Source organism: Massilia sp. CT11-108, assembly GCF_047302915.1.
Taxonomy (GTDB): domain Bacteria; phylum Pseudomonadota; class Gammaproteobacteria; order Burkholderiales; family Burkholderiaceae_D; genus Telluria; species Telluria orientalis.
In genome coordinates this window covers 1-23,901 of record NZ_JBKYMO010000033.1, presented here as the reverse complement: position 1 = coordinate 23,901, position 23,901 = coordinate 1, and the positions used below count along the sequence as shown (strand labels likewise).

Genomic DNA, 23,901 nt, shown 5'->3' with positions numbered 1-23,901 from the left:
CGGCCTGGGCGCTGGTCTCTACCGTCTTGAGCGCCTGTATCAGCTGAATGCGCAGCGCTCCCACGTCCGGATGCGACGCCATGCGGCGCACCGGCGCAACTGCACGGCGTGGGCCTGAATCCGCTCGTGCGCGCCGCGAATCCGCTGCTCGACCTCGTGCCGCCGCTGCGCCGCATGGCGTCGCATCCGGACGTGGAAGCGCTGCGCATGCAGCTGATCCAGGCGATCAAGACGTTCGAGACCAGCGCCAAGGCCGCGCACGTGAACCACGACCAGATCGCGGCCGCCCGCTATGCGCTGTGCACCCTGCTGGACGAGACCATCTCGTCGACGCCGTGGGGCGGTGGCGGCGTGTGGGCCAGCCGCAGCCTGCTCGTCGCGTTCCACAACGAGGCGTTCGGCGGCGAGAAGTTCTTCCTGATCCTGCAGAAGCTGTCGCAGGCGCCGAAGGACAACGTCGATGCGCTGGAGCTGATGTATCTGTGCCTCGCGCTTGGCCTGGAAGGGCGCTACCGCGTCATCGACAACGGCCGCAGCCAGCTGGACGCGCTGCGCGAACGCCTGCAGCAGCTGATCGCACAGCAGAAGACGCCCGTCGAAACCGAGCTGTCGCCGCACTGGAAGGGCGCCACTGGCAAGGGCGAGCCGCTGTGGCGCATGGTCCCCGTGTGGATCATGGCCGCCGGCGCCGCGGTCATCCTGATCCTGCTGCAGCTGTTCCTCGGCCATCGCCTGGGCAATGCGTCCGATCCGGTGTTCGCGAACCTGCTGTCGCTGAAGACGGCGCCGCCGCCGGTCGCGACGCCTGCCGCTCCGGCACCGGCCGTGCCGCGCCTGGCCGGCTTCCTCGCACCGGAAATCGCGCAAGGCCTCGTCACCGTCGTCGACAGCGCCGACCGCTCCGTCGTCACCCTGCGCGGCGACGGCGTGTTCGCATCGGGCAGCGGCGACGTCTCCGGGGCATACCTCGGCCTGCTGGGCCGCATCGGCGACGCGCTGAAGACCGTGTCCGGCAAGGTGATCGTCGTGGGCCACACGGACAATACGAAACCCGGCCTGTCGGCGCGCTTCCCGTCCAATTACGAACTCTCGAAGGCCCGCGCGACCGCCGTGCGCGACCTGCTGGCCGAACGCGCCGGCCCGGAAGCGCGCTACAGCGTGGAGGGCCGCGGCGACTCCGAACCGCTCGCGTCGAACGACACGCCGGCCGGCCGCTCGCGCAACCGCCGCGTGGAGATCGTCCTGCTGACGCCTGCCACCGCACCTTGAGACCAACACGACAACCGCAATGAAAAAGTTCTTCACCTGGCTGATCAAGCCCGCCGTGCTGGCCTTCCTGGGCGCGCTGCTGCTCGCGCTGGTCATCTGGTTCGAGTTACCGTTGGTGTCCTACGACGGCCATTATCCGTTCGCATCGGAGACGGTGCGCTGGACCTTCATCCTTATCGTCTTCGCGCTGTGGGCCGGCTGGCTGGGCTGGCGCTGGTTCAAGGCGTGGCGCGCCAACCGCGAACTGATGAAGAGCGTGGCCGGCGAGGATGCGAAGTCCGCGCCCGCACCCGAGGAAGGCGCCGCCGAAGTGGCGCAGCTGAACAAGCGCATGCAGGACGCCATCGCGATCCTGAAGAAGGCGAAGACGGGCGGCAAGGGCGGCCTGTACCAGCTGCCGTGGTACATGTTCATCGGCGCGCCGGGCAGCGGCAAGACGACGGCGCTGACGCAATCCGGCCTGAAATTCCCGCTCGCGGACGCGCTGGGCAAAGGCGGCGTCAAAGGCGTGGGCGGCACGCGCAACTGCGACTGGTGGTTCACGGACGACGCCGTACTGCTCGATACGGCCGGCCGCTACACGACGCAGGACAGCAACGCGGGCGCCGACAAGGCCGCATGGACGGGCTTCCTGCAACTGCTGAAAAAATACCGCCGCCGCCGTCCCATCAACGGCGTGATCGTCACCGTGCCCCTACGCGACCTGCTGCAGGACACGGAAGCAGAAGGTCGAGCAAATGCGCAAGCGATCCGCGACCGCCTGAAGGAACTGCATGATCAATTGGGCGTGCGCTTTCCGGTCTACGTGCTCGTGACGAAGTGCGACCTGCTGGGCGGCTTCGTCGAATTCTTCGATGCGCTGGGCCGCGAGGAACGCGCGCAGGTGTGGGGCATGACGTTCCCGCTGCAGGACGGCATGGATGGCGACGCCGCGCTGGCCGCGTTCCCCGCCGAATTCGAGCAGCTGGAACAGCGCCTGCAGGAGCGCGTGCTGGCGCGCATGCAGCAGGAGCGCGATCCGCACAAGCGCGCGCTGGTCTACAGCTTCCCGCAGCAGTTCGCGGGCATCGAGGACGTGTTGAAACGCTTCCTGGACGACGTGTTCGCATCGAACCGCTACGAACGCCAGGCGCTGCTGCGCGGCGTGTACTTCAGCAGCGGCACGCAGGAAGGCAGCCCGCTGGACCGCGTGATGAGTGCGATGGCCGCGTCCTTCGGCCTGGAGAGACAAGCGCTGGCGCCGAACGCCGCCAGCGGCCGCAGCTACTTCATCACGAACCTGCTGCAGCAGGTGATCTTCCCCGAGGCCGAACTGGCCGGCGTGAACCACGCGCTGGAGAAGCGCCGGCGCGTGATCCAGTGGGGCGCGGTTGCGGCAATCGCCGTCGCCTTCGTACTGCTGGGGGCCGGCATGATCACGAGCTATGTGCGCAACCGCGCGTACGTCGCCGACATGGAAGCGAAATCGGCGGACATCGCCAAGCAGGTGGCGGCATTGCCCGCGCAGGGATCGACGGTGCAACTGCTGCCCGTGCTGGACGCCTTGCGCACGCTGCCGGGCGGCTACGACGACCGCGACAAGGGCGCGCCTCTTTTGAACCGCTTCGGCCTGTACCAGGGCGACAAGCTGGGCGAGGCCGCGCGCATCGCCTACCGCAAGGTGCTGCAGGACACGCTGCTGCCGCGCCTGCAGCAGCGCATGGAAGACCAGCTGCGCAGGAGCGCGGCCAACAGTCCCGAGTACCTGTACGAAGTGCTGCGCGTCTATCTGATGCTGGGCGACGCGAGCCACTTCGACGCCGAATCCGTCGCCGCGTGGGCCGCGCTGGACGATGCGCGCAACCTGAAGGACGCGAACGACGATCAAAAAGCGGCGCTGGCCGCGCACGAGCTGGCGCTGATGGAAAACTTCCGCGACGGCCAGGCGATGCCGCGGCTGGATCCGCAACTGATCAGCGATACGCGATTGACGCTGGCGCGCATGCCGCTCGAACAGCGCGTCTACAACCGCCTGAAGCGCCAGCTGATGCGCGAGAAACTGCCGGAATTCAGCCCCGCCAGCGCGGGCGGACGCGAAGCCGCGAACGTCTTCGTCCGCAAGAGCGGAGAGCCGATCACGCGCGGCGTGAACGGCATGTACTCGCCCGCCGGCTACGCGCGATTCCTCGAGACGAGCAACGAAGCCGTCGACGACGTCGAGAAGGAACGCTGGGTGCTCGCGCAGCAGGAAGCGACGCAGGCCGGCAACCGCGACCAGGTCCGCCAGGCCGTGCTGCGCCTGTACTACGACGACTACATCGCGCAATGGGATGCGCTGCTGGCCGACGTGAGCCTGCGTCCGTTCGGGACGCTGGAGCAGGGCGCGCGCATCACCAATTTGCTGTCCGGCGCGGAGTCGCCGATGCGTAAATTCCTCGTCGCGGCCAGCAAGGAGACGACGCTGGGCGGCACCAAGGCACCCATGGCCGCATCGGTCACGGCCGCCGTCAGGGGCAAGCTGGACGCCTACAAGAAGAAGCTGGAAAGCGCGATGGCCAGCACGGACGATGCCGCGCCCGCCGCACCGGTGAAGGCCGCGAACCCGGTCGACGCGCACTTCGAAGACCTGCACAAGATGACGATGGGGACGCCGTCGCCGCTGGACCAGTCGCTGGGCATGCTGAAGGACGTCGCCGTCTACCTGGACAGCGCCGCCGCCGCCAAGCGCACGGGCGCACCGCCGCCGCCGGGCGACGCGCTCGCGAAAGTGAAGCTGGAAGCGGACGGCAAGCCGGCCCCGCTGGGAACGATGCTGAAGTCGATCGACAACGGCGGCGCGGGCCTCACGTCCGGCAGCGAACGCGAACGCTTGAACGCCTTGTGGACCGCGGGCCCGGCGCAGTTCTGCCGCCAGGCCGTCGCGGGCCGCTACCCGATCGTGAAGTCCGCCGCGCAGGATGTCACCGCCGACGACTTCGGCCGCATGTTCGCGCCGGGTGGCCTGATCGACGACTTCTTCGCGAAGAACCTCGCGCAATACGTCGACATGGGCGGCGCCCAATGGCGCTGGCGCGCGACCGCGAACGACGGCACGCTCGGCATCCCGCAATCCACGCTCGACGAATTCCAGCGCGCGGCAAAAATCCGCGACGCGTTCTTCGCGAACGGCGGCCGCCAGGCCTCGATGCGCTTCGACCTGAAGCCGGTGGCGCTCGACCCGGCCATCACGAAGTTCGTGCTCGACATCGACGGCCAGGCCCTGACCGCGGCGCCGGGCGCACTGGCGCCGGCATCGTTCCAGCTGCCGAGCGGGAAGGGCAGCGGGCAGGTACGTCTCGACGTCACGCCCGCGAGCGCGCATGGCTCGCTGCACACGGAAGGCCCGTGGGCGTGGTTCCGCATGCTCGACAAGGCGACGGTCGAACCGACCGCGCAGGGCGAGCGCTACAAGGTCACGTTCGATGCCGATGGCCGCAAGGCCGCGCTGGAACTGACCGCGAGCAGCGTCGTCAACCCGTTCCGCCGCGCCGTGCTGGAACAGTTCCGCTGCGTGGACAAGCTGTGACCGGGTACTTCGGCAAGGTCTCCACGCTCGGTGACTTCGTGTCGCGCGGGCTGCCGGACGGGCTGGCTGCGGCCTGGGATGCGTGGCTGCAGCAGTGCATTCATGCGAGCCAGCAGCAGCTCGGGGATCAGTGGTTGAATCACTATCTCACCAGTCCGGTGTGGCGGTTTGCGATTTCACCCGGGGTGCTTGGGCCGGAAGGATTGGGCGGCGTGATGATGCCGAGCGTGGATCGCGTCGGGCGCTACTTTCCGCTGATGATCGGTGCTGTCGGTGCGCCGCCGTTGCTGGACTGGTTTCACAAGCATGTGGCCTGGTACGACGCGCTCGAGGATCTGGCGCGGGCGTCGCTGGACCCGGCGTTCGGGCTGGCGCAGTTCGATGGCATGCCGGAGCCTGGGGTGGCGAAGGATGCGCAGCCTGTGCCGGTGAATGGCACATGGCGTTTTGCGCTGGACGAGAACGTGGGCGAGCGTATCGCCGCGGCGGCGTTGCAAGGCCATAGCCTGTGGTGGACGGCGGGTTCGCCGGGCGTTGAACCGACGATGCTCACGTGTGCCGGGATGCCGCGAGCGCAAGGATTTGCAGCGATGTTGGACGGTACCCGGCATTGAACCGTTGAGTGGTTCCCTTGAGGCGCCCCAACTGCCGCCAAGGGTGGACGAGCAAAATTATCAAACCGTATATCCGGTTTGATTGAGGAGTCCATCCATGAACAAGCAAAGCGCATCAATCCGCGGCGGAATGTTGCTGTGCATAGCGGGAGTGCTTTCCGGGTGCGCGACGAACGGCATGACGCGCTCGGGATTCCTCGATACGTATGAGACGCTTGCGCCGACGCGATACGAGCATGTATTGATGTTCCGCGAGCCCGGCTTCGACCCGGGCCGTTACGCCGAAGTCGTGGTGGAACATCCGTTGATCAAGACAAGTTCCGGCCGCATCGAAGGGCTCGACGACGCGCAACAGCGCGAAGTCCTGGATTATGTCGACGCCGAACTGCATCGTCAGGTGAGCAAGATCCCGGCGGCGCCAGGCGCGGCAGGCCGGGTACGGCTGCGCGTGGCGGTGACCGAACTCCAAACACCCAATCGGATGGTCAACGCGATGACGCTGCTGCTGGTCGGTCCTGTCACAACCGGCGGCGCGAGCCTGGAGTTCGAAGCCGTCGACGACAGCACCGGCCGCCGCATTGGCGCGGCGACCTGCTTCGATCACGGCAACGTCCTCACCGAATTCTTCGCCTCATATACCGTGCTCGGTCACGCCAAGGCGGCGATCGCGACGTGCATCGAGCGTATCGATGGCGCGTGGCGGGATACAACGCCCGTGAATACTGCACAGCTATAATTCATGGATTCTTACCGGAGGATTCATGTTCGTGCACGGTCTAGTATCGACATCCATCGCCATGCTTGCCATGGTATCCACCGCCGCGCTGGCCCATCCGGCCGCCGATACCGCGTGGGATGCCGGTGCACGGGCCGCCGACAAGGCCTATTGGGAAGCCTATAACCGCGCCGATCCGGATGGCATGAACGCCTGGCTGGCGTCGGACGTCGAGTTCTATCACGACCGTGGCGGCAAGGTAATCGGCAAGAAGGCGCTGTCCGCGGTGAACGACGGCATGAAGAGCGCGCCGGTCAAATTGCGTCGTGAAGCCGTGCCGGGAACGATCCGCTTTTTCCCGATGCGCCAGGGCGAGACGCTGTATGGCGCGATCGTCACCGGCGAACATCGGTTCTATGCGCGGCCTGCGGGCGCACCCGAGACGCTGGCGGGGCATGCGAACTTTTCGCATCTGATGCTCTTGCAGGGGAAGCAGTGGCGCATCTCACGCATTTTCAGTTACGAGCACGTCGACGCGCCCGCGCCAGCGAAGTAAAGAGCCGTCTTAGAACTCGTAGGCGCCGATATCGACGGCCGCGCCACGGGGGCGTGCCACCAGCATCAGGTCGACTCGAGGTGCCGACGTCGACGTACCGCGGTCGATCGCCGGCGAACTGCTCGACAGGCGATAGTTGCCGGTGCCGTTGGCCTGGTAGGCCACGAACAGCGGATCCGACGAAATCGTGCCGCTGACGCTACCCGCCACGCGCATGGCGGTGCCGCTTTTTGCCACCAGGTTGTTCACATAACGGTTGTTACCGGCCATCTTGCCCAGTTCGACGATGCCGTAGGTCGTGTTGTCATACACGACGTTGTTGGCGACGTAGTTGTTGGCCGAACCCGTGGTCGTGCCGGCATCGCCCTGGCCCAGCAGGATACCGTCCTTGCTGCGGAAGACCGTGTTGTTGACGATCGTCGACGCGGTCGCGCCGTGCCATTGTTGAATGCCGGCCATGGCAACGCCCGAGACGAGGTTGTTCGTGACGACATTGTTTGCGTTCGCGATGTAGATGCCCTGCACGGTATTGCACTTGCCGATCATCGAAGCACCGATGTTGCGCACCACGTTGCGGTCGATGGCGACACCGCCGACCGGGCCATAGGTATCGATGGCCGCGCCGCCGCTGCCGTTGCAACCGCCGCTGATGGTCAGGTCATGGATGAAGTTGTTGGTCATCGTGAGGTTCGCGCCGGCGGCCAGGATGCCGTGACGGCCCGAGCCGGAGATGTCGAAACCGTCGATATCGACATAGCTGCCGCGCGAATCCCACGTGATACCGGTGCCCGACACGATGATCTTCGCCCCCCATTTCACGTCCGAGACGAACTTGATGCGGGCGGTTGCGGTACCGCTCTTGCTCGTCTTGATGCCGGCGTTGTCCAGCGCGGGCGCGGAGACCCGATACGTGCCTGCGGCAACGTGGATGACGGTGCCGGCGCTTGCGAGCGCATCGGCACGCGCGATCGACTTCACCGGCGCGGTTTGCGTTCCGGGATTCGAGTCGGAGCCGGTTGTGGAGACATACAAATCCTTGGCGACGGCGGAAGCCATCGGGGCCGCTGCGAGCAGCACGACGGCGCCGCAGGACAGGAGAACGTTTGCACGGATGTTGGAAGCGAAAACAGTGGTTTTTTTCATCGGGAGAAGCCTGGCTCAGCAAGTTAATGAGTAAGCTTTGAGGCAGGGAAACTTCCTAAGTTCACTTTTTTTGGCGAAAAATTTCTGTGGCGTAGCAATCCTTCAAGAAAGAAATCGCCGGGTAGTGAGACAATCTTTCCGAACACACCAACATCACCAGGAATTTGGAATGAATGACCGTATGACCCCAGCCCCGGACCAGGGCCTGCCGGCACCGTTATTAGCCGAACTGCAAGCCCGCTTCGGCCCCCGTTGCTCGACCGCCGCCGCGGTGCGCGAACAGCATGGCCGCGACGAATCGTCGTTCGTGGACGTGAATCCGCCGGACGCGGTGGTGTTCGCCGAGGACGTCGCGGACGTCCAGGCGCTGCTCGCGTTGGCGGGCCGGTACGCGGTGCCGGTGATCCCGTTCGGCGCGGGGTCGTCGCTGGAAGGTCATCTGCTGGCGGTACGGGGCGGCATCAGCCTGGACGTGAGCCGCATGAACCGCGTGCTCGCCATCGATACCGCGGACATGACGGCCACCGTGCAGCCGGGTGTGACGCGGATGCAGCTGAACCAGGCCCTCAAGGGCACGGGGCTGTTCTTCCCCGTGGATCCGGGCGCGGACGCGTCGATCGGCGGCATGTGCGCCACCCGTGCCAGCGGCACCAACGCCGTACGCTACGGCACGATGCGCGAGAACGTGCTCGCGCTGCAGGTCGTCACGGCCGCGGGCGAGATCGTGCATACCGGGACGCGTGCGCGCAAGAGCAGTGCGGGCTACGACCTGACCCGGCTGATGGTGGGCAGCGAAGGCACGCTCGGCGTGTTCACCGAGATCGTCGTGCGTCTGCATCCGCTGCCGGAAGCGCAGTCCGCGGCCGTGTGCTCGTTCCCGGGCATCGCCGACGCGGTGGGCGCCGCGATCGACATCGTCCAATCCGGCATTCCGATCGCGCGCATGGAGCTGATCGACGCGAACACCGTGCGGATGGTGAACCGGTACAGCAAGCTGGATCTGCGCGAAGAACCGATGCTGCTGATGGAATTCCACGGCACGCCGGCTTCGGTGCGCGAACAGGCGGAAACGGTCGAGGCCCTGGCGGGGGAGCACGGCGGCGCGGCGTTCGCCTGGGCGACCGACCCCGAAGCGCGGTCGCGGCTCTGGACGGCGCGCCACCATGCCTATTTCGCGGCCATCGCCTCGATACCCGGCTGCCGCGCGATCAGCACCGACACGTGCGTGCCGATCAGCCGCCTGGCGGAATGCCTGCTCGAGTCGGTGCGCGAAGCGGACGAGATGGGCGTGCCGTATTCGCTGGTCGGGCACGTCGGCGACGGCAACTTCCATTTCGGCTACCTGATCGATCCGCACCAGCCCGAGCAGCGCGAACGCGCGGAACTGCTCAACGCCCGGCTGGTGGCCCGTGCGATCCGCCTCGACGGCACGTGCTCGGGCGAGCACGGCATCGGCATGCACAAGATGGATTTCCTGGTGCAGGAAGCGGGGCTGCCCGCGGTGGAACTGATGCGGGCCATCAAGCGCGTGTTCGATCCGCAGAACATCCTCAACCCCGGCAAGGTGTTGTGGGGCGCCCCCGAACAGGGCGCAGTGCGGCGCAGCTGGGCTACGTCCGCGGCAACGCCACCCTGAACACGGTTCCCTTGCCCATTTCGCTCTTCACACCAATCGTGCCCTGATGCCCCTGCACGATCCCGTACACGATCGACAGCCCGAGCCCGGTCCCTTTGCCAACGGGCTTGGTCGTGAAGAAGGGTTCGAAGATGTGATCCAGGTGCGCCGGCGCGATCCCGCATCCGTTGTCCTCGATCTCGACCCAGACGACCTTCTCGTCATGGCCGGTGCGCACGATGATCGTGCCCTTGCCCTCGATGGCGTGGGCCGCGTTGATGAGCAGGTTCAGGAAGACCTGGTTGATCTGCGAGGGCAGGCAATACAGCTCGGGGACGCCGGCGTATTCCTTGACGACGTCCGCCTTGTACTTGATTTCGTTCCAGGCCACGTTCAGGGTGCTGTCCAATCCCTGCTCGAGATCGGCCATTTCCTTTTCCGTGCCGCCGGGCCGGGAGAAATCCTTCAGGTTCTGCACGATGTGCTTTACGCGCTGCAGGCCTTCCCGCGATTCGGCGAACAGCGCGTCGAGGTCCTGGCGGATGTCGTCCAGCCCGATGTCTTCCTTCATGAAGGCGACCGGAGCGCGCGCGTCGCCCGGCAGCAGCCCTTCGACGCCTTCGAATGCGCTGATGAGCTTCAGGATGTCTTTCGCGTCGCGTTCGAGCGCGCCGAAATTCGAACTGATGAACGCGAGCGGATTGTTGATCTCGTGGGCGACGCCGGCGGCCAGCAGGCCGATCGAGGCCATTTTTTCGGACTGCAGCAGCTGGCCCTGCATGTCGCTCAGCTTGCGGATCAGGACCTGCTGCTGTTCCTTCTCCGCTTCCAGCCGCGCATTGGCCTCTTCGAGTTCCTGCGTGCGCTCGCGCAGGCGCTCTTCCATCTGCTTGCGCTGCGTGATGTCGTAGCCGATGCCGACGATGCCGTTCACCGCGCCGTCCGCGCCGCGCAGCAGCACCTTGGTCGTCACGGTCCAGCCCAATTCGCCCGTGTCCTGGTCCTCGACCAATTCCTCGTAATCGAACAGCGACTGGCCGGAATCCATGACCTGCTTTTCGTCGGCGAAGTATTTGGCCGCCAGCTCGGCCGGGAAGAAATCGTAGTCGGTCTTGCCGATCAGTTGCGGCGGTGTCTCGACGCCGGCCAGGCGGGCCATGCGGTTATTCCCGAACAGGAAACGGCTGTCCCGGTCCTTGGCGTAGATGCGGAAGGGGATGTTGTCGACGAGGGTGTGCAGCAGCGTGTGTTCGAACGCCAGTCCTGTCGCCGACCGGTCTTGCCGGCTCTGTTCCCGCAGGGCCGCGTTCGTCAGCGCGATGGACGCCGCGGTGGCGAGGATGTCGAGCAGCGCGGCGTCGACTGCCTGCGCATGCTCCAGCACGACCATGCCGTCGCCGACCGCGAAACAGGTCGTGTCTCCAATACAGGCCGTCTCGCCGGCGGCCGCCCAGTATCCGCGCTCGGCGCCGCACAGCGACACCGCAACGGCCACCGTTTCCTGCTGCAGTGTCTCCACACTGGCGTCCGCGGTGAGACGACGTAATCCTTGCGCCAGCGCTGCGAGCGCTGGCTCTTCGGTTTTTCTCTCGGAGAAATTTAGTTTCGTCATGGTAATTTATTCTTGCAGGTTCCTCCCGGTAATTACAAATGGTTTCGACGCATTGGGACAAATAGCCACACTCACGCGCCAAATCGATGACGATCTGTTCACACCTTGGCCGCGACCGTCTCCGTGCCTTGCTGGCGGCGGCCGGCAGCCCGCTTGACCCAGTAATCGGCGCGCTCGATGCCCAGAGCGGCCGGATCGAATTCGGGATCCTTGCCCGCCGCGCGCTGCGCTTCGTAGTCGCGCAGGCATTTGAAGGCCACGTTACGCAGCAGCAGGATCGCGGCGATGTTCAGCCAGGCCATCAGGCCGACGCCCAGGTCGCCCAGCGCCCACGCCACGTCGGCCGTCTTCACCGAGCCGTACACGGTCGCGCCGATCATGCAGACCTTGAGCACGAGCGTCATCCATGGGCGGTGCACGGTGCGGTTGATGTACGCGATATTGGTTTCGGCGATGTAGTAATAGGCAACGATCGTCGTGAACGCGAAGAACAGCAGGGCGAGGGCGACGAACAGCGAGCCGAAGCCCGGCATCACGTTTTCCAGCGCCGTCTGCACATAGCCCGGACCCGACGCGACGCCGTGGACGCCCGTGTGGATCGCGGTGCCGTCCGGGCCTTCGACGTTGTACTGGCCGGTAATCAGCAGCATGAAGGCCGTCGCCGAGCACACGAACAGCGTGTCGATGTAGACCGAGAAGCCTTGCACGAGGCCCTGCTTGGCCGGATGGCTGACTTCCGCGGCGGACGAGGCGTGCGGTCCGGTGCCCTGGCCCGCTTCGTTCGAATACACGCCGCGCTTGACGCCCCACTGGATCGCCATGCCGACGATGGCGCCGAAGCCGGCATCGAGGCCGAAGGCCGAGCTGAAGATCAGCGAGAGCACGTCCGGCAGCTGCTGCCAGTTCAGGAAGATGATGACGCAGGCGACGATGATGTACGCGAGCGCCATGAACGGCACGACGATTTCGGCGAAGTGGGCGATGCGCTTGACGCCGCCGAAGATGATGAAGCCGAGGGCGATGGCGAGCAGCGCGGCGGTGACGTTGGCGTCGATGCCGGTGGCGTTGCGCAGGCCTTCCGCGATCGAATTCGCCTGCACGCCCGGCAGCAGCACGCCGGTGGCGAACACGGTGACGACGGCGAAGATCCACGCATACCACTTCATGCCCAGGCCCTTCTCGATGTAGAACGCGGGCCCGCCGCGGAACTCGCGGTGGATTTGCTCCTTGTAGACCTGGCCGAGCGTGGACTCGACGAACGCGGAGCTCGCGCCCAGGAAGGCCACGGCCCACATCCAGAACACGGCGCCGGGGCCGCCGAACGTGATGGCCGTCGCGACGCCCGCGATGTTGCCGGTGCCGACGCGGCCGGCCAGCGTCATGGCCAGCGCCTGGAACGACGATACGCCTTCGGCCGAGCTTTTCCCTTCCATCATGAGGCGCACCATCTCCCGTAGATGACGCAACTGCAGGAAGCGCGAGCGCACCGAAAAATACAGGCCGGCGCCCAGGCACAGGGCGATCAGGGCCGGGCTCCATACGATGCCGTTGATGGCGTTCACCAGGTCGTTCATTGCTTGCGTCTCCAGGTCAGGGATCAGAGGAAGTGCAGGGCCGCCACCGCGATCAGCGTGGGCGGTGTTGCGGCGGCGAGCAGCCCGAGGGGACTGATCGCGCGGTCGGGAAAGCTGTCTCTCAGGATCGCGGCGCCGGCCGGGTTGGGCGCGTTGGCGATCAAGGTCAGGCCACCGCCCGCGACCGCGCCGCCGACGAGGGCGGTCTTGTACGCGAGGCTGAGACCGGGCACCTGGGCGCCGAGGTAGGTGAGGGCGGCATTGTCGGTGATGGCCGTGAGCGCGGTGGTGCCGAAGAACACGGCGTCGGCGCTCATGCTGGTCAGCAGCGGCGCGAGCCACCAGGCCTGCAGGCCGCCCAGCACGACGAGGCCGGCCAGGAAGAAGGCGACGAGCAGCGCCTCGCGCAGGATCAGGTTGTCCTGGTAGCGCTGGTAGGCGGCCGTGAAGCCGAGGAAGAACAGGAAGATGCCCATGAAGACTTGCGGATGATGGGCGAAGACGACGATCAGCACGAGGAACAGCAGGTGCATCGCGATGACCGGCAGCGGCACGGGATCGGCCACGGCATCCGCCGCATCGCCCAGCGCGAGGAAGGAGCGCCGGAACACGACGAGCAGCAGGATCGTGTTCGTCACGACGGCCAGCGCGGACTTCCAGCCGAAAGTCTGCAGCATGAAGCCGAGGTTCCAGCCCCACGTGGACGCGACCATCAGCACGGGCGGCGCGGCGAACGGCGTCAGGGTGCCGCCGATGGAGACGTTGACGAACAGGACGCCGAGAATGGCGTATTTCAGGCGCGGGCCCGTATCACGTGCTCCCGTTTTGCGCGCGAACACGCCGTCGCGCAGCAGCAGGGCCGCCAGCGTCATCGCGGCCGGTTCGGTGATGAAGGCGCCCAGCAGCGGCACGAGGGACAGCACGACGAAGCACAGCGCCATCGTCCGCGGCAGCGGCAGCAGGCGCGCGCCGGTGCGCACGAGCAGGTGGGCGAAATCGAGGATCGGCCGGCTGCCCGCCACGACCATGATCGCGAACACGAACATCGGCTCCGTGAAGTTGCGCGACTCGAGGTACGCCACGGACTCGTGGCGGCCGGCGACGCCGAACATGAACAGCATCAGCACCATCGCCCAGAACCCGAACACGACTTCCACTTCGCCGAGCAGATGCCAGATGCCGGCATGGCGCGGGTGCGTGCGCGCGAGGCGCTCGAAATACTTGACGGAGAAGGTGTGGAGGACGGCCACGCCGAACAGCGCGGCACCGATCATTTGCAGGGTCGTGGGTATAAGCATAGGGTCGTGACAAGGCCGCGTGGCGGCCCGACCAGCGCGTAACACCTGTCACGCCGACATGGCGTGAACACCCCTTATCCCGCGAGTATAACGCACGGATTGTAAATCTTGCAGCTGAGCGATGACAGCGCTACCATTCCCTGAATAACCATCAGGAGACGCCATGACACACCCGTTTGCCCGGCTGACGGCCGCGCTGCAATTCTCTGTATTGACGCTGGTGGCCTGCGCCGCGCATGCTGCCGCTCCGGTCGATGTCCAACTCGCCGGGCAGCCATCGAAAGCGAGCCACGCCGACAGCCTGATGGCGCCCACGCAGAACATCTACGCCCGCAGCCACGTGAGCCTGGACGGCCGCTGGAGCTACATCATCGACCCGTACGAGAACGGCTACTACGACTACCGCCACATGCCGTTCGACCAGTCGGACAGCGGCAAGGGCGGCTTCTACGACGACCGCAAGCCGAAGGACAAGACGGAGTGGGTCGAGTACGACTTCGACCACGCGCCCACGATGAAGGTGCCGGGCGACTGGAACTCGCAGGCGGAAAAGCTGCAGCTGTACGAGGGCACCGTGTGGCTGCGCCAGGCGTTCCAGGCCGACCCGAAGCCGGGCAAGCATTACGCGCTGTACTTCGGCGCCGTCAACTACGAGGCGCACGTCTACCTGAACGGTAAAAAACTCGGCATGCACAAGGGCGGCTTCACGCCGTTCCAGTTCGACGTGACGGACCAGCTGGCGAAGGGCCGCAACGTCGTCGTCGTCAAGGCCGACAACACGCGCCACCAGGACGAGATCCCGACCGTGAACACGGACTGGTGGAACTACGGCGGCATCACGCGCGACGTGCTGCTGGCCGAGCTGCCGGCCACGTACATCGCCGACTACAAGGTGCAGCTGGCGAAGGGCGACGCCCGCCGCATCGAAGGTTTCATTCAAATGGCGGGGGACAGCAAGGCGCAGCAGGTGACCGTCAGCATTCCCGAAGCGGGCATCAGGACCACCGTGCGCACCGATGCGAACGGCCGCGCGGCGCTGAACTTCCCGGTGAATAAACTGACGTATTGGTCGCCCGAGCAGCCGAAGCTGTACACGGTCGAGCTGTCCGGCGGCGGCGACAAGGTCGTCGACCGCATCGGCTTCCGCACCATCGAGACGCGCGGCCAGGACATCCTCCTGAACGGCAAGTCCGTGTTCCTGCGCGGGATCTCGATGCATGAGGAGAACCCGCTGATCCCGGGCCGCCCGCGCGGCGCCGGCGACATGCGCATGCTGCTGCAGTGGGCCAAGGAGATGAACTGCAACTACGTGCGGCTCGCGCATTACCCGCACAGCGAAGAGATGATCCGCCTGGCCGACGAGATGGGCCTGATGGTGTGGGCGGAAGTGCCCGTGTACTGGACGATCTCGTGGACCAATCCCGACACCTACGCCAACGCGCACGCGCAGCTGACGGACCTCGTCACGCGCGACAAGAACCGCGCGAGCGTCGTCGTCTGGTCGGTGGGGAACGAGACGCCGATCGGCGGCCCGCGCAATACGTTCATGAGCAATCTCGCCAAGACGGCGCGGTCGCTGGACGACACGCGCCTCGTCGCGGCCGCGCTGGAAATCCACCGCAAGGGCAGCGACATCACGGTGGAGGATCCGCTCGCGGATTATCTCGATCTCGCCAGCTTCAACGAGTACGCCGGCTGGTACTGGGCGAGCAATGCGGAGATGCTGAATTACCGCTTCGACGTCCGCTACAACAAGCCGGTCGTGGTGACGGAATTCGGCGCCGAGGCGCTGGGCGGCTACCACGCCGACGCCGACACGCGCTGGAGCGAGGAATACCAGGACACGCTGTACCGCAACCAGTTCAAGATGCTGTCCGCGATCCCGGGCCTGCGCGGGATGACGCCGTGGGTGCTCGTCGACTTCCGCTCGCCGCGCCGCCAGCATCCGTACTACCAGGATTTCTGGAACCGCAAGGGCCTGGTCACGGACGCCGGCAAGAAGAAGCTCGCGTTCTGGACCATGAAGCAGTTCTACGACGACGTCCAGCGCAAGTACGCGCATTGATCGCGGTTTGGTGCGTAGCGGGCAACACGGTGCGCCCGCCCGCATGGCTTCTGGCCCGCGGTCTTCGTCTCTACGATGCATCCATGCCCGATCCCCGGGCCTCTTTCAGGAGACCATGATGCTTACCGTAGATACCCCGTTGCGCCCCGCCAGCCACGGCCCCGAAGAACTGGTGCCGTCCCGTTACGCGCTGAAGGTCGGCGACATCGACGTGATGGTGGTCAGCGACGGCGTGCTGCCGCTGCCCGCCACGACGATGGCGACCAACGCCGATCCGGCCGAGCTGGCGGACTGGCTCGATCACATGTTCCTGCCGCCCGACAAATTCGACTGGCCGCTGAACGTGCTCGTCGTGCGCAGCGGCGACCAGACCATCCTCGTCGATGCCGGTGTCGGCACGCAGTTCCCGGGCTTCCCGCGCGCCGGCCAGTTCCCGGCGCGGCTGGAGGCCGTCGGCATCGATCTCGCGTCCGTGACGGACATCGTCATCACCCACATGCACATGGATCACGTGGGTGGACTGCTGGCGCCCGGCGTGAAGGAGAGACTGCGTCCGGACGTGCGTATCCACGTGACCGACGCCGAAGTGAAATTCTGGGCGTCGCCCGATTTCTCGCTGACGGTCATGCCGGACGCGGTGCCGCCCGTGCTGCGCTCGACGGCCGCGCGCTTCCTCGACGAATACCGCGACCGGCTGCAGGTCTTCGAGGAGCGCCGCGAAGTCGCGCCGGGCGTGGTGGCGCGGCGCACCGGCGGCCATACGCCCGGCCATTGCGTGGTCGACCTGGCGTCCGGCGGCAAGCGGCTGATGTTCGCCGGCGATGCCGTCTTTCCCGTCAACTTCGAGCATCCCGGCTGGCAGAACGGTTTCGAACACGATCCGGAAGAAGCGGCCAGGGTGCGCGACCGCCTGTTCCGCGAGCTGATGATCGATGGCGGACTGCTGGTTGCGGCGCACCTGCCGTTCCCGTCCATCGGGCGGGTGATGGCGGATGGCGACGCGTACCGCTACGTGCCGGTGTTCTGGGATTACTGACGCCGGCGTTCGGTCGCGCTCAGTCGCGGTCGGGCGCACCCAGCGGGAACAGGGGACGGTACTGCCGCGCCTCGTCCACCGCGCGGGCGAACGACGGCCGCGCCAGCAGGCGCGCGCGGTAGGCGCGCAGCGTCGGGTACTGCGGCCCGATCGGATGCGTCCAGTCCGCGTAGAACAGCGCGGGCGCGGCGGCGCAATCCGCGAGCGAGAACGTGTCGCCGGCCGCCCACGTGCGCCCGGCCAGGTAGCCTTCGAGCCATTCGTAGGCGAGTTCCAGTTTTTCCGCCGCCGTCGCGACGGCGTCCGCGCGTTTGGCCGCATCGTCCGTCAGCGCGCCGTTCACCGCGTGCTGGACCATGTTCATCACGTGCAGGTCGAAGAAGCGGTCCATGAAGCGCACGTCCAGCGCCGCGAGCGGATCGTCCGGCAGCAGGCGCACGGGCCCCGGATGCGTCAGGTGCAGGTATTCGATGATGATGCTCGTCTCGACGACGTTGCGCGCGCCGTCGACGAGGAGCGGGAATTTGCGCAGCGGCCAGCGCTGCAGCCACTGCGCCGCGTGCTGCGGCGTGTCCGGCCCGAGGCAGCGGAACTCGAAAGGCGTGTCGTTCTCGTACAGCGCGACGAGCACTTTTTGCGTGTACGACGAGAAGGGATGACCGTAGAGCGCGAGCGTCATGGGAGTTCTCAGCCGTTGCCCACGGCGCAGGGTAGCCCGGGTTGCGGGACTGTTCGGGGGTTGTCCAGTATCTCCGGTGTGGTAATTCGTCGTCAATACTAATGTCATCTCAGTGGTCAAGCGTGAACCTGTGACTTCATCCTTTCAGCATGATGAAGAATGACATTACCGGTTTCATGCATGAATCGCGTGATAAACAACCTGCCGTTTCTGCTTGCCGCACTGGCTTGCTCGTCGCCGTCGGCAGCCGACGTGCCCTGCGCGCAGCAGATGGGCCAGCAACGCGCGGCGCTGTAACATGCTCGCGGGCGAGTCGTATCGCCCCAAAGGCGGCGAGCGGATTGCCCTCGTCAAGCACATCAGGTTGTTGAAATAAGAGGCCGTATGGATCATCAAGATTGGACGCCCGTTACCCACGAATCCTGCGACAACGTCCCGGGCCCGTTCTACCACGGCACCAGAATCCGTTTCCAGCCGGGCGACGTATTAATTCCGGGCCACGCCTCCAATTTCGAGGAAGGCCGCGTCTCCAACAACGTGTATTTCAGCGCATCGATGGAGGCCGCGATCTGGGGGGCCGAACTGGCGACGGCGCTCGGCGGCGCCGAGGGGCGGGGGCATGTCTATATCGTGGAACCCACGGGGACGTTCGAGGACGATCCCAACCTGACGAATAAACGCTTTCCCGGCAATCCCACGCGCTCGTACCGCACGCGGACGCCGCTCAGGATCGTCGGGGAGGTGGCGGATTGGCAGGGGCACCCGCCGGAGGTGATCCGGCAGATGCTCGACCACCTGGAAGAATTGCGGCGCGCGGGGCGTGCCGTGATCGAAGACTAGAACACCGGCTCAGTCGCGCGACCGTTTCTTCGCGCGGCGCGCCGCCAGCAGCGCGGCCACGCCGGCGCCGGCCAGCCACAGCGTGCCCGGTTCCGGCACGTCGCCGTGCGGTTTGGTCGGGTTTTTGCCTGGGTCTTTGCCGGGATCGTTGGTTTGGCCAGGCTGGTCCGTCGGCAGCAGCGTGCCGGGGATCGTCGGGCTTTTCGTGCCGGGATCGGTGGTCGGTTGCGTGCCGTCGGCGCCGGGCGATGTTCCGTCCGGCGTCGTTCCGTCCGTCGTGCCGTCCGGCGTCGTGCCGCCCGTCTTGCCCGGATCGCTGCCACCGCCGGAACCGCCGTTGCCCGGCGTGCCGGTGCCCGGGCCGCTGTCGGTGCCGGTCGGCGTAGTATCGCTCGACACCTTGGCCAGCGATACCGGCAAGGCGCCGCCGTCCCAGATGGGGCCCATGCCGGCACCCGGGATGCCGTTCAGGCCGAAGCTGGTGCGCGTGGGCGCCGTACCGCCGGTCTGCGCCGTCTCGCCGTTTCCGAAGGTCTGCAACTGATAGCCGTGGCCAGCCGGATTGGTCTCGGCCGCGTACCCGACCTGTTCCATGGTGCCTTCGTCCTGCTGGGCCTCTTCGACGGAAGAATCGAGTTCTTCCTCGCTCGGCCCTTTGGCTTCGACGGGCAGCTGGGGCACGTCGGAAATGCGGTTGCCGCAGCGCGTGCGGATCTCGTTCTGGCCGTCGGACAGCAGCGTTTCGCCTTTGGCCAGCTGGAGTTTCTTCGCCGTCCAGAACACCTTGTCGCCCTTGCGGTACGAGACGTACACGGCGCGCGGCTTGTCGACGGTCCTGACGGTGGTCTTGCTTGCCTCGAACGCCGCGTAATGCGCCGCCACGACCTGGTCCACGGCGACGGCATGCGTGAGTTCCTTGCGGTCGAGGACGCCGCCGGGCACGATCGAATACGGATAGACGCGGCGCGTCTTCTTCGTCTCCACCTGGGCCGCGGTGCGCAGCACGGCCGGCACCGGCGTCGCGGCGGCGGCCGGCGCATGCGCCTGCGCGGACACCGTCGGCGCCGTGGACTCGTGCATCGCGTACGCGTACAGCGCGGCGCACGCCACCACGCCCAGCACGCCGACAGCGGCCAGGCGCTGTTTCAGACGCGACCCCTTTCTGCTTCGGCGAATGTAGGCGCTGCGGTAGTCCATACGAGGTTTGGAAGAGTGATAGTAGGAGATCTCCTACAGAGTATCATCTTTCCTCGTGTCAAATCTACATTATTCTAGAGAAATTCTATTTGCATAGTGTAAATAGCGACACTTGCCGTTCAGCGCTCGACGAGTGCCAGCACGGCCGTGATGTTGTCGCGGCTGCCATGCGCCTTGGCGAGGGCGATCAGCTCGGCGCAGCAGTGCTCCAGCGCCTGCGCATGCGCGCCGGCCAGCACCTGCTCGATGGCGGCGTGCGGCGTGTTGCCGTACAAGCCGTCGCTGCACAGCAGGTATAAATCGCCGGGATGGGATGTGCATGCCTTGACGTCGGGCGCGATGGCGGCCGTCGGGCCGATCGCCTGCAGCAGCAGGTTACGCGGCGGGAAGTCGCCGGAAACGCCCGCTTCCAGCGCCTGCTGGTACATCGTCTGGTCGCGCGTGAGCACGGCCAGTTCGCCGTCGCGGTAGCGGTACAGGCGGCTGTCGCCGACGTGGAAGATGACGAGCGGGCCGCCCGGCAGGCTTTGCCAGAAGCCCGTCAGCGTGGTGCCCATGCCGCTGCCTTCGCCGCGGCCGCCTTGCACATTCGCGCCGTACACGCGCGCATTGGCGGCGTCGAGGGCTTCGTGCACGGCCACGACGGCGGGCATGTGTTCGTCCTGCCAGGTCGCGTCCGGGTCGGCCGCATCGCCGGGCGAGGATTTTTTCGGGTCGGCGGCCGCGAGCGCATCGCGCACGGTTTCCAGGGCCAGGCAGGCTGCGATTTCGCCGCCGTCGTGACCGCCCATGCCATCTGCGACGGCCACCAGGCGGAGCAGGGGATCGATGAGGAAGTTGTCTTCGTTGGACTGGCGTACGAGACCGACGTCGGTCAGTCCGTACGCGCTGCCGAAGGCGAGGCGGTGGTAGATGCTCGGGGTTAGCTGCTTCCAGGTGCTCATCGAACGCGGTGGATATCAATACAGGTGCGGCATGCTAGCACGCTGCCCTGGAGGATTGGCGATTTTCACGGCAGCCGCAGGACGCCGCTGACCGTGAAGCGGATCTCGCCCGGCCTGTCGCCCGGCGCCGTCTCGATGCGCAGGTCGGACAGGCCCTCGCGGTGGCTGCCCGCGACGAGTGCCGCGACGGTATCCAGCAGCCTGTCCGCGCGTTCGGGCGGCAGCGCCGCGGGTGCCGCGGCCGGGCCGAAGTACTGGTCGAGCAGCGCCGCGAAATCGCGCCGCGTCGTCACGCAGAACACGGGGCGCGACTGCGGGAACAGCGTGGCGACGGCATTGTCCGCCCTGACTTTGTCCGGGTCGATGCAGACGACGTACAGCGCATGCTCGTTGCGCTCCACCGGCAGCCACTGGCGCACTTCGGCGGCCGCGCGGTCCATGCCGTCGAGGAGTTCCGCCGGCACGCGCCGCCCCGGGTGGAAGGCGAGATAGGGCACGGCGAAATGGTCCGCGAGGGCGCGCCCGACGACGGGCAGTTTCACCTTGAAGTCGTCGAGCAGCACGTCCTCGACGTCGCGGCCCTGCGCGCGCGCTTGTGCCACCGCCTGCTCGACCTGCTCGCGTCCCAGCGCGCGGGATCCCAGCGCGCCGACGAAGCCCGTGCGCTCGCGCCTGGTTTCCTGCCGGCGCTGGGCGAATGCGATGGCGAGCGTGTCGCACAGGTAGCGCGCGCCTTCGACGACCGTGCTGTCGAACGGGCCGCCGCGCAGGTTGTTGATCAGCTGGAGGACGCCGATGACTTCGCTGTCGTGCATGATCGGGACGACCAGCATCTGCGTCGTGCGGTAGCCCGTGCGCCGGTCGACGCCCTGCTGGAAGCGCAGGTCGGCCGCGTAGCGCTGCAGTTCGGCGGCATCGTAGACGTCGTTCAGGTTGAGCAGCCGGCGCGCCAGCGCGGCGTAGCCGGCCACGCTCTGCGCGGAGATCGGCAGGCGCAGCTGGCGGAACGACGCCATCCCCGTCTTGATCTTGGAGACGAGGCTCGCCTTGTCCTCGCCGACCGTGTAGATCGTCAGGCGGTCCGCGCCGAACAGCGTGCAGATGCCCTCGGACAGGTCGAGCATGATCTCGTCGACGTTGCGCGTGGCGTGGATGCGCGTCGTGAGCTGCTGCAGGCGGCGGAAGAAGTCGCCGTTCGCCACGATGGTCGCGTCGCTCATTTTCCTGTCATGGCCGGGTTATGGGCGCGAGACGCGTCGCGTCGGCGTCTTCGACACGGGTCGCATCCGCATCGTCCGGCACATGGCGCACGACATCGGCCGGGGAGCGGGGCGTGACCGTGTCCAGCGGACGCCACAGGTCGGGAAACAGCGGTGATGCGAGCGTGTCGCCGTCGAGCGCGCGCCGCAGATCGTCGCGGAACGCTTCGGCGCTGGGGTAGCGATGTTCCGGGCGCTTGGCGAGGGCGCGCATCAGGACGCGGTCGAAGGCCGGGCCGAGCAGGGGATTCAGCAGGGTCGGCGGGACGGGGTGGTCGTGCAGGATCTTCTGCTGCACGGCGAACATGCCGGCGCCGCGGAACGGCCGCTCGTTGGTGAGAAACTGGTACAGGATGATCCCGACGGCGAAGATGTCCGACTGCGGGCCGACGGCCTGGCCCGTGATCTGTTCGGGCGCCATGAAACTGGGCGTGCCGACCATCTCCGCGCCGTCGGCATCCTGTACCGCCGCGTTCAGGGCGGCCATGTGGGCGACGCCGAAGTCCGTCAGTTTCACGGAGAGGTCGTGGCTCAGCATCACGTTGGCCGGCTTGATGTCGCGGTGGATCACGCCGTTGCGGTGCGCGTAGCCCAGGGCGTCGAGCAGCTCGCACGTCATGCGCACGGCATCCTCGAGCGTGAACTCGAGGTGGAAGTCCTGGGTCATGTCGAAGTAGGCCGCCAGTTCTTCGCCGCGCACCAGTTCCATCACCATGTAGGCGACGCCGTCTTCCTCGCCGAAGTCGTACAGGCCGACGATATGCGGATGGTTCAGCCGCGCGACGGCCTGCGCCTCGCGGATGAAGCGGGCCGAATACGACGCGTGCAGCTCCGGATCGGCATCGCAGGCGGTGGAGATGACCTTGATCGCGACGCTGCGGTCCAGGCGCGGATCGAGGCCTTCATAGACCTCGCCCATGGCGCCGCGTCCGAGCACGCGCACGATCCGGTATCTGCCTAGCTGCGTCGGTTGGTTCATGGGCGCAAGTGTAAATCAAATTACTATGCCGACAATGAAAATCGGCGCCGCGGGTTTATACTTGATGTATGAACGACACCCGCTGCACCTGGGCCAACATGGCCAACCCACGCTACATCGCTTATCACGACCACGAGTGGGGCGTACCCTGCCACGACGAGACGACGCTGTTCGAAATGCTCAACCTCGAAGGCGCGCAGGCCGGGCTGTCGTGGGAAACGATCCTGAACAAACGCGACAACTACCGCCTCGCCTTCGACGGCTGGGACGCGGACAAGATCGCGAACTACGACGATGCCAAGGTCGCGGAACTGCTCGCGAATCCCGGCATCGTGCGCAACCGCCTGAAGGTCGCGGCCGCCATCAACAATGCGAAAGCGTACCTGCGCCTGCGCGAACAGGGCTTGACCCTCGACGACTACCTGTGGGCCTTCGTGGATGGCAAGCCCATCGTCAACGACTGGCCAGACGGCGCGCGGCCGGCCCGTACCGAGCTGTCCGACCGCATCTCGAAAGACCTGGCCAGGCGGAGCTTCAAGTTCGTCGGCTCGACCATCGTGTATGCCTACATGCAGGGCATCGGCATGGTCGACGATCACGACCGTGCCTGCCTGTGCCGCCGCCGGAGGTGATGTCATGGACTACCGTGCCTGCTGGTGCACCCGGGCCCGCTATACCGTCTTCGATTCGCATTACGGCGACGGCGCCGCGGTCCGCGTCCTGACTGACGTCTGGCGCACCGATCCGCACCGTTCTCCCAATCTTCACATCATCGCCCTGTGCGACCACCTGATGCCGGGCTTCCACCGCATGCTGCAGGCGGAGCCGGGCGTCACGCTGGACCTGATCAGCGCACCGCTGACGGACGCGCTGGCCCAGCTGACGGCGCGCGTCGACATGTTCCGCCTGCACGACATCGAACACGCAGGCACGGACTTCGCGCGCCACGTCGCGCGCGTGGC

At 66.4% G+C, this 23,901-nt stretch carries 19 protein-coding genes and 1 pseudogene; 11 read left to right on the top strand and 9 right to left on the bottom strand.

The annotated features are described in order from the left end of the window. The first annotated feature begins 99 nt into the window (after positions 1-99). From ACEN88_RS05575 to ACEN88_RS05555, 5 genes are all read left to right on the top strand, one after another. On the top strand, positions 100-1,269 hold the full coding sequence (locus tag ACEN88_RS05575; RefSeq protein ID WP_413337789.1) for a DotU family type VI secretion system protein: 1,170 nt from the start codon (positions 100-102) through the stop codon (positions 1,267-1,269). A 19-nt stretch (positions 1,270-1,288) separates the two neighbouring features. After that, entirely contained in the window at positions 1,289-4,813 is a 3,525-nt protein-coding gene (gene tssM, locus ACEN88_RS05570) for a type VI secretion system membrane subunit TssM (protein ID WP_413337788.1), read from the top strand. Beyond that, a complete protein-coding gene (gene tagF, locus ACEN88_RS05565) occupies positions 4,810-5,427 on the top strand; it encodes a type VI secretion system-associated protein TagF (RefSeq protein ID WP_413337787.1) in 618 nt (205 codons plus the stop codon). The genes tssM and tagF overlap by 4 nt, the downstream gene beginning before the upstream one ends. A 97-nt stretch (positions 5,428-5,524) precedes the next feature. Further along, positions 5,525-6,163 (top strand): DUF3313 family protein, encoded by a 639-nt coding sequence (locus ACEN88_RS05560; protein ID WP_413337786.1) that lies wholly within the window; start codon positions 5,525-5,527, stop codon positions 6,161-6,163. A 25-nt stretch (positions 6,164-6,188) separates the two neighbouring features. After that, positions 6,189-6,698 (top strand): nuclear transport factor 2 family protein, encoded by a 510-nt coding sequence (locus tag ACEN88_RS05555; RefSeq protein ID WP_413337785.1) that lies wholly within the window; start codon positions 6,189-6,191, stop codon positions 6,696-6,698. A gap of 9 nt (positions 6,699-6,707) precedes the next feature. Here ACEN88_RS05555 and ACEN88_RS05550 read toward each other — a convergent pair whose 3' ends face one another. Continuing rightward, the gene (locus ACEN88_RS05550) at positions 6,708-7,841 is read right to left on the bottom strand and encodes a choice-of-anchor Q domain-containing protein (protein WP_413337784.1); all 1,134 of its coding nucleotides are present in this window, start codon (positions 7,839-7,841) and stop codon (positions 6,708-6,710) included. A 169-nt stretch (positions 7,842-8,010) separates the two neighbouring features. Between ACEN88_RS05550 and ACEN88_RS05545 the strand changes: the two genes are divergently transcribed. Continuing rightward, entirely contained in the window at positions 8,011-9,477 is a 1,467-nt protein-coding gene (locus ACEN88_RS05545) for an FAD-binding oxidoreductase (RefSeq protein WP_413337783.1), read from the top strand. Here ACEN88_RS05545 and ACEN88_RS05540 read toward each other — a convergent pair. From ACEN88_RS05540 to ACEN88_RS05530, 3 genes are all read right to left on the bottom strand, one after another. After that, complete coding sequence (locus ACEN88_RS05540; RefSeq protein ID WP_413337782.1) at positions 9,452-11,068, bottom strand: ATP-binding protein; 1,617 nt, start codon at positions 11,066-11,068, stop codon at positions 9,452-9,454. The genes ACEN88_RS05545 and ACEN88_RS05540 overlap by 26 nt on opposite strands. A 98-nt stretch (positions 11,069-11,166) precedes the next feature. Further along, positions 11,167-12,642, bottom strand: coding sequence for an alanine/glycine:cation symporter family protein (locus ACEN88_RS05535; protein WP_413337781.1), 1,476 nt, complete (start codon positions 12,640-12,642; stop codon positions 11,167-11,169). A 23-nt stretch (positions 12,643-12,665) separates the two neighbouring features. Then, positions 12,666-13,940 (bottom strand): putative Na+/H+ antiporter, encoded by a 1,275-nt coding sequence (locus ACEN88_RS05530; RefSeq protein ID WP_413337780.1) that lies wholly within the window; start codon positions 13,938-13,940, stop codon positions 12,666-12,668. 163 nt (positions 13,941-14,103) lie between these two features. Between ACEN88_RS05530 and ACEN88_RS05525 the strand changes: the two genes are divergently transcribed. Together ACEN88_RS05525 and ACEN88_RS05520 are read left to right on the top strand one after the other, a co-directional pair. Then, positions 14,104-16,005 (top strand): glycoside hydrolase family 2 protein, encoded by a 1,902-nt coding sequence (locus tag ACEN88_RS05525; RefSeq protein WP_413337779.1) that lies wholly within the window; start codon positions 14,104-14,106, stop codon positions 16,003-16,005. A 115-nt stretch (positions 16,006-16,120) separates the two neighbouring features. Further along, positions 16,121-17,041, top strand: a complete 921-nt coding sequence (locus ACEN88_RS05520; protein WP_413337778.1) for an MBL fold metallo-hydrolase — start codon at positions 16,121-16,123, stop codon at positions 17,039-17,041. A gap of 19 nt (positions 17,042-17,060) precedes the next feature. Here the strand turns inward: ACEN88_RS05520 and ACEN88_RS05515 are convergent, their stop codons facing one another. Further along, positions 17,061-17,720: a glutathione S-transferase family protein gene (locus ACEN88_RS05515; protein WP_413337777.1), complete on the bottom strand. Its 660-nt coding sequence runs from the start codon at positions 17,718-17,720 to the stop codon at positions 17,061-17,063. Between the two features lie 384 nt (positions 17,721-18,104). On the opposite strand from ACEN88_RS05515, the gene arr reads away from it, so the two are divergent. Next, positions 18,105-18,560, top strand: coding sequence for an NAD(+)--rifampin ADP-ribosyltransferase (arr, locus tag ACEN88_RS05510; protein WP_413337776.1), 456 nt, complete (start codon positions 18,105-18,107; stop codon positions 18,558-18,560). Between the two features lie 9 nt (positions 18,561-18,569). Here the strand turns inward: arr and ACEN88_RS05505 are convergent, their stop codons facing one another. From ACEN88_RS05505 to ACEN88_RS05490, 4 genes are all read right to left on the bottom strand, one after another. Further along, the gene (locus ACEN88_RS05505) at positions 18,570-19,757 is read right to left on the bottom strand and encodes a PEP-CTERM sorting domain-containing protein (protein ID WP_413337775.1); all 1,188 of its coding nucleotides are present in this window, start codon (positions 19,755-19,757) and stop codon (positions 18,570-18,572) included. Positions 19,758-19,876: 119 nt separating this feature from the next. After that, positions 19,877-20,701: a PP2C family protein-serine/threonine phosphatase gene (locus tag ACEN88_RS05500; protein ID WP_413337774.1), complete on the bottom strand. Its 825-nt coding sequence runs from the start codon at positions 20,699-20,701 to the stop codon at positions 19,877-19,879. Between the two features lie 65 nt (positions 20,702-20,766). Next, positions 20,767-21,921: a GAF domain-containing protein gene (locus tag ACEN88_RS05495; protein WP_413337773.1), complete on the bottom strand. Its 1,155-nt coding sequence runs from the start codon at positions 21,919-21,921 to the stop codon at positions 20,767-20,769. Between the two features lie 7 nt (positions 21,922-21,928). Beyond that, entirely contained in the window at positions 21,929-22,939 is a 1,011-nt protein-coding gene (locus ACEN88_RS05490) for a serine/threonine-protein kinase (protein ID WP_413337772.1), read from the bottom strand. Positions 22,940-23,007: 68 nt separating this feature from the next. Between ACEN88_RS05490 and ACEN88_RS05485 the strand changes: the two genes are divergently transcribed. Together ACEN88_RS05485 and ACEN88_RS05480 are read left to right on the top strand one after the other, a co-directional pair. Next, on the top strand, positions 23,008-23,571 hold the full coding sequence (locus ACEN88_RS05485) for a DNA-3-methyladenine glycosylase I (protein WP_413337771.1): 564 nt from the start codon (positions 23,008-23,010) through the stop codon (positions 23,569-23,571). 4 nt (positions 23,572-23,575) lie between these two features. Then, positions 23,576-23,901 (top strand): annotated as a pseudogene (locus tag ACEN88_RS05480) (tRNA U-34 5-methylaminomethyl-2-thiouridine biosynthesis protein); the annotation flags it as partial.

What these genes read in the sequence shown, in the direction of transcription:
- tssM (WP_413337788.1), top strand. Translation starts at nt 1,289, where the DNA reads ATGAAAAAGTTCTTCACCTGGCTGATCAAGCCCGCCGTGCTGGCCTTC.
- ACEN88_RS05560 (WP_413337786.1), top strand. Translation starts at nt 5,525, where the DNA reads ATGAACAAGCAAAGCGCATCAATCCGCGGCGGAATGTTGCTGTGCATA.
- ACEN88_RS05555 (WP_413337785.1), top strand. Translation starts at nt 6,189, where the DNA reads ATGTTCGTGCACGGTCTAGTATCGACATCCATCGCCATGCTTGCCATG.
- ACEN88_RS05550 (WP_413337784.1), bottom strand. Translation starts at nt 7,841, where the DNA reads ATGAAAAAAACCACTGTTTTCGCTTCCAACATCCGTGCAAACGTTCTC.
- ACEN88_RS05545 (WP_413337783.1), top strand. Translation starts at nt 8,011, where the DNA reads ATGAATGACCGTATGACCCCAGCCCCGGACCAGGGCCTGCCGGCACCG.
- ACEN88_RS05540 (WP_413337782.1), bottom strand. Translation starts at nt 11,068, where the DNA reads ATGACGAAACTAAATTTCTCCGAGAGAAAAACCGAAGAGCCAGCGCTC.
- ACEN88_RS05535 (WP_413337781.1), bottom strand. Translation starts at nt 12,642, where the DNA reads ATGAACGACCTGGTGAACGCCATCAACGGCATCGTATGGAGCCCGGCC.
- ACEN88_RS05530 (WP_413337780.1), bottom strand. Translation starts at nt 13,940, where the DNA reads ATGCTTATACCCACGACCCTGCAAATGATCGGTGCCGCGCTGTTCGGC.
- ACEN88_RS05525 (WP_413337779.1), top strand. Translation starts at nt 14,104, where the DNA reads ATGACACACCCGTTTGCCCGGCTGACGGCCGCGCTGCAATTCTCTGTA.
- ACEN88_RS05520 (WP_413337778.1), top strand. Translation starts at nt 16,121, where the DNA reads ATGATGCTTACCGTAGATACCCCGTTGCGCCCCGCCAGCCACGGCCCC.
- ACEN88_RS05515 (WP_413337777.1), bottom strand. Translation starts at nt 17,720, where the DNA reads ATGACGCTCGCGCTCTACGGTCATCCCTTCTCGTCGTACACGCAAAAA.
- arr (WP_413337776.1), top strand. Translation starts at nt 18,105, where the DNA reads ATGGATCATCAAGATTGGACGCCCGTTACCCACGAATCCTGCGACAAC.
- ACEN88_RS05505 (WP_413337775.1), bottom strand. Translation starts at nt 19,757, where the DNA reads ATGGACTACCGCAGCGCCTACATTCGCCGAAGCAGAAAGGGGTCGCGT.
- ACEN88_RS05500 (WP_413337774.1), bottom strand. Translation starts at nt 20,701, where the DNA reads ATGAGCACCTGGAAGCAGCTAACCCCGAGCATCTACCACCGCCTCGCC.
- ACEN88_RS05495 (WP_413337773.1), bottom strand. Translation starts at nt 21,921, where the DNA reads ATGAGCGACGCGACCATCGTGGCGAACGGCGACTTCTTCCGCCGCCTG.
- ACEN88_RS05490 (WP_413337772.1), bottom strand. Translation starts at nt 22,939, where the DNA reads ATGAACCAACCGACGCAGCTAGGCAGATACCGGATCGTGCGCGTGCTC.
- ACEN88_RS05485 (WP_413337771.1), top strand. Translation starts at nt 23,008, where the DNA reads ATGAACGACACCCGCTGCACCTGGGCCAACATGGCCAACCCACGCTAC.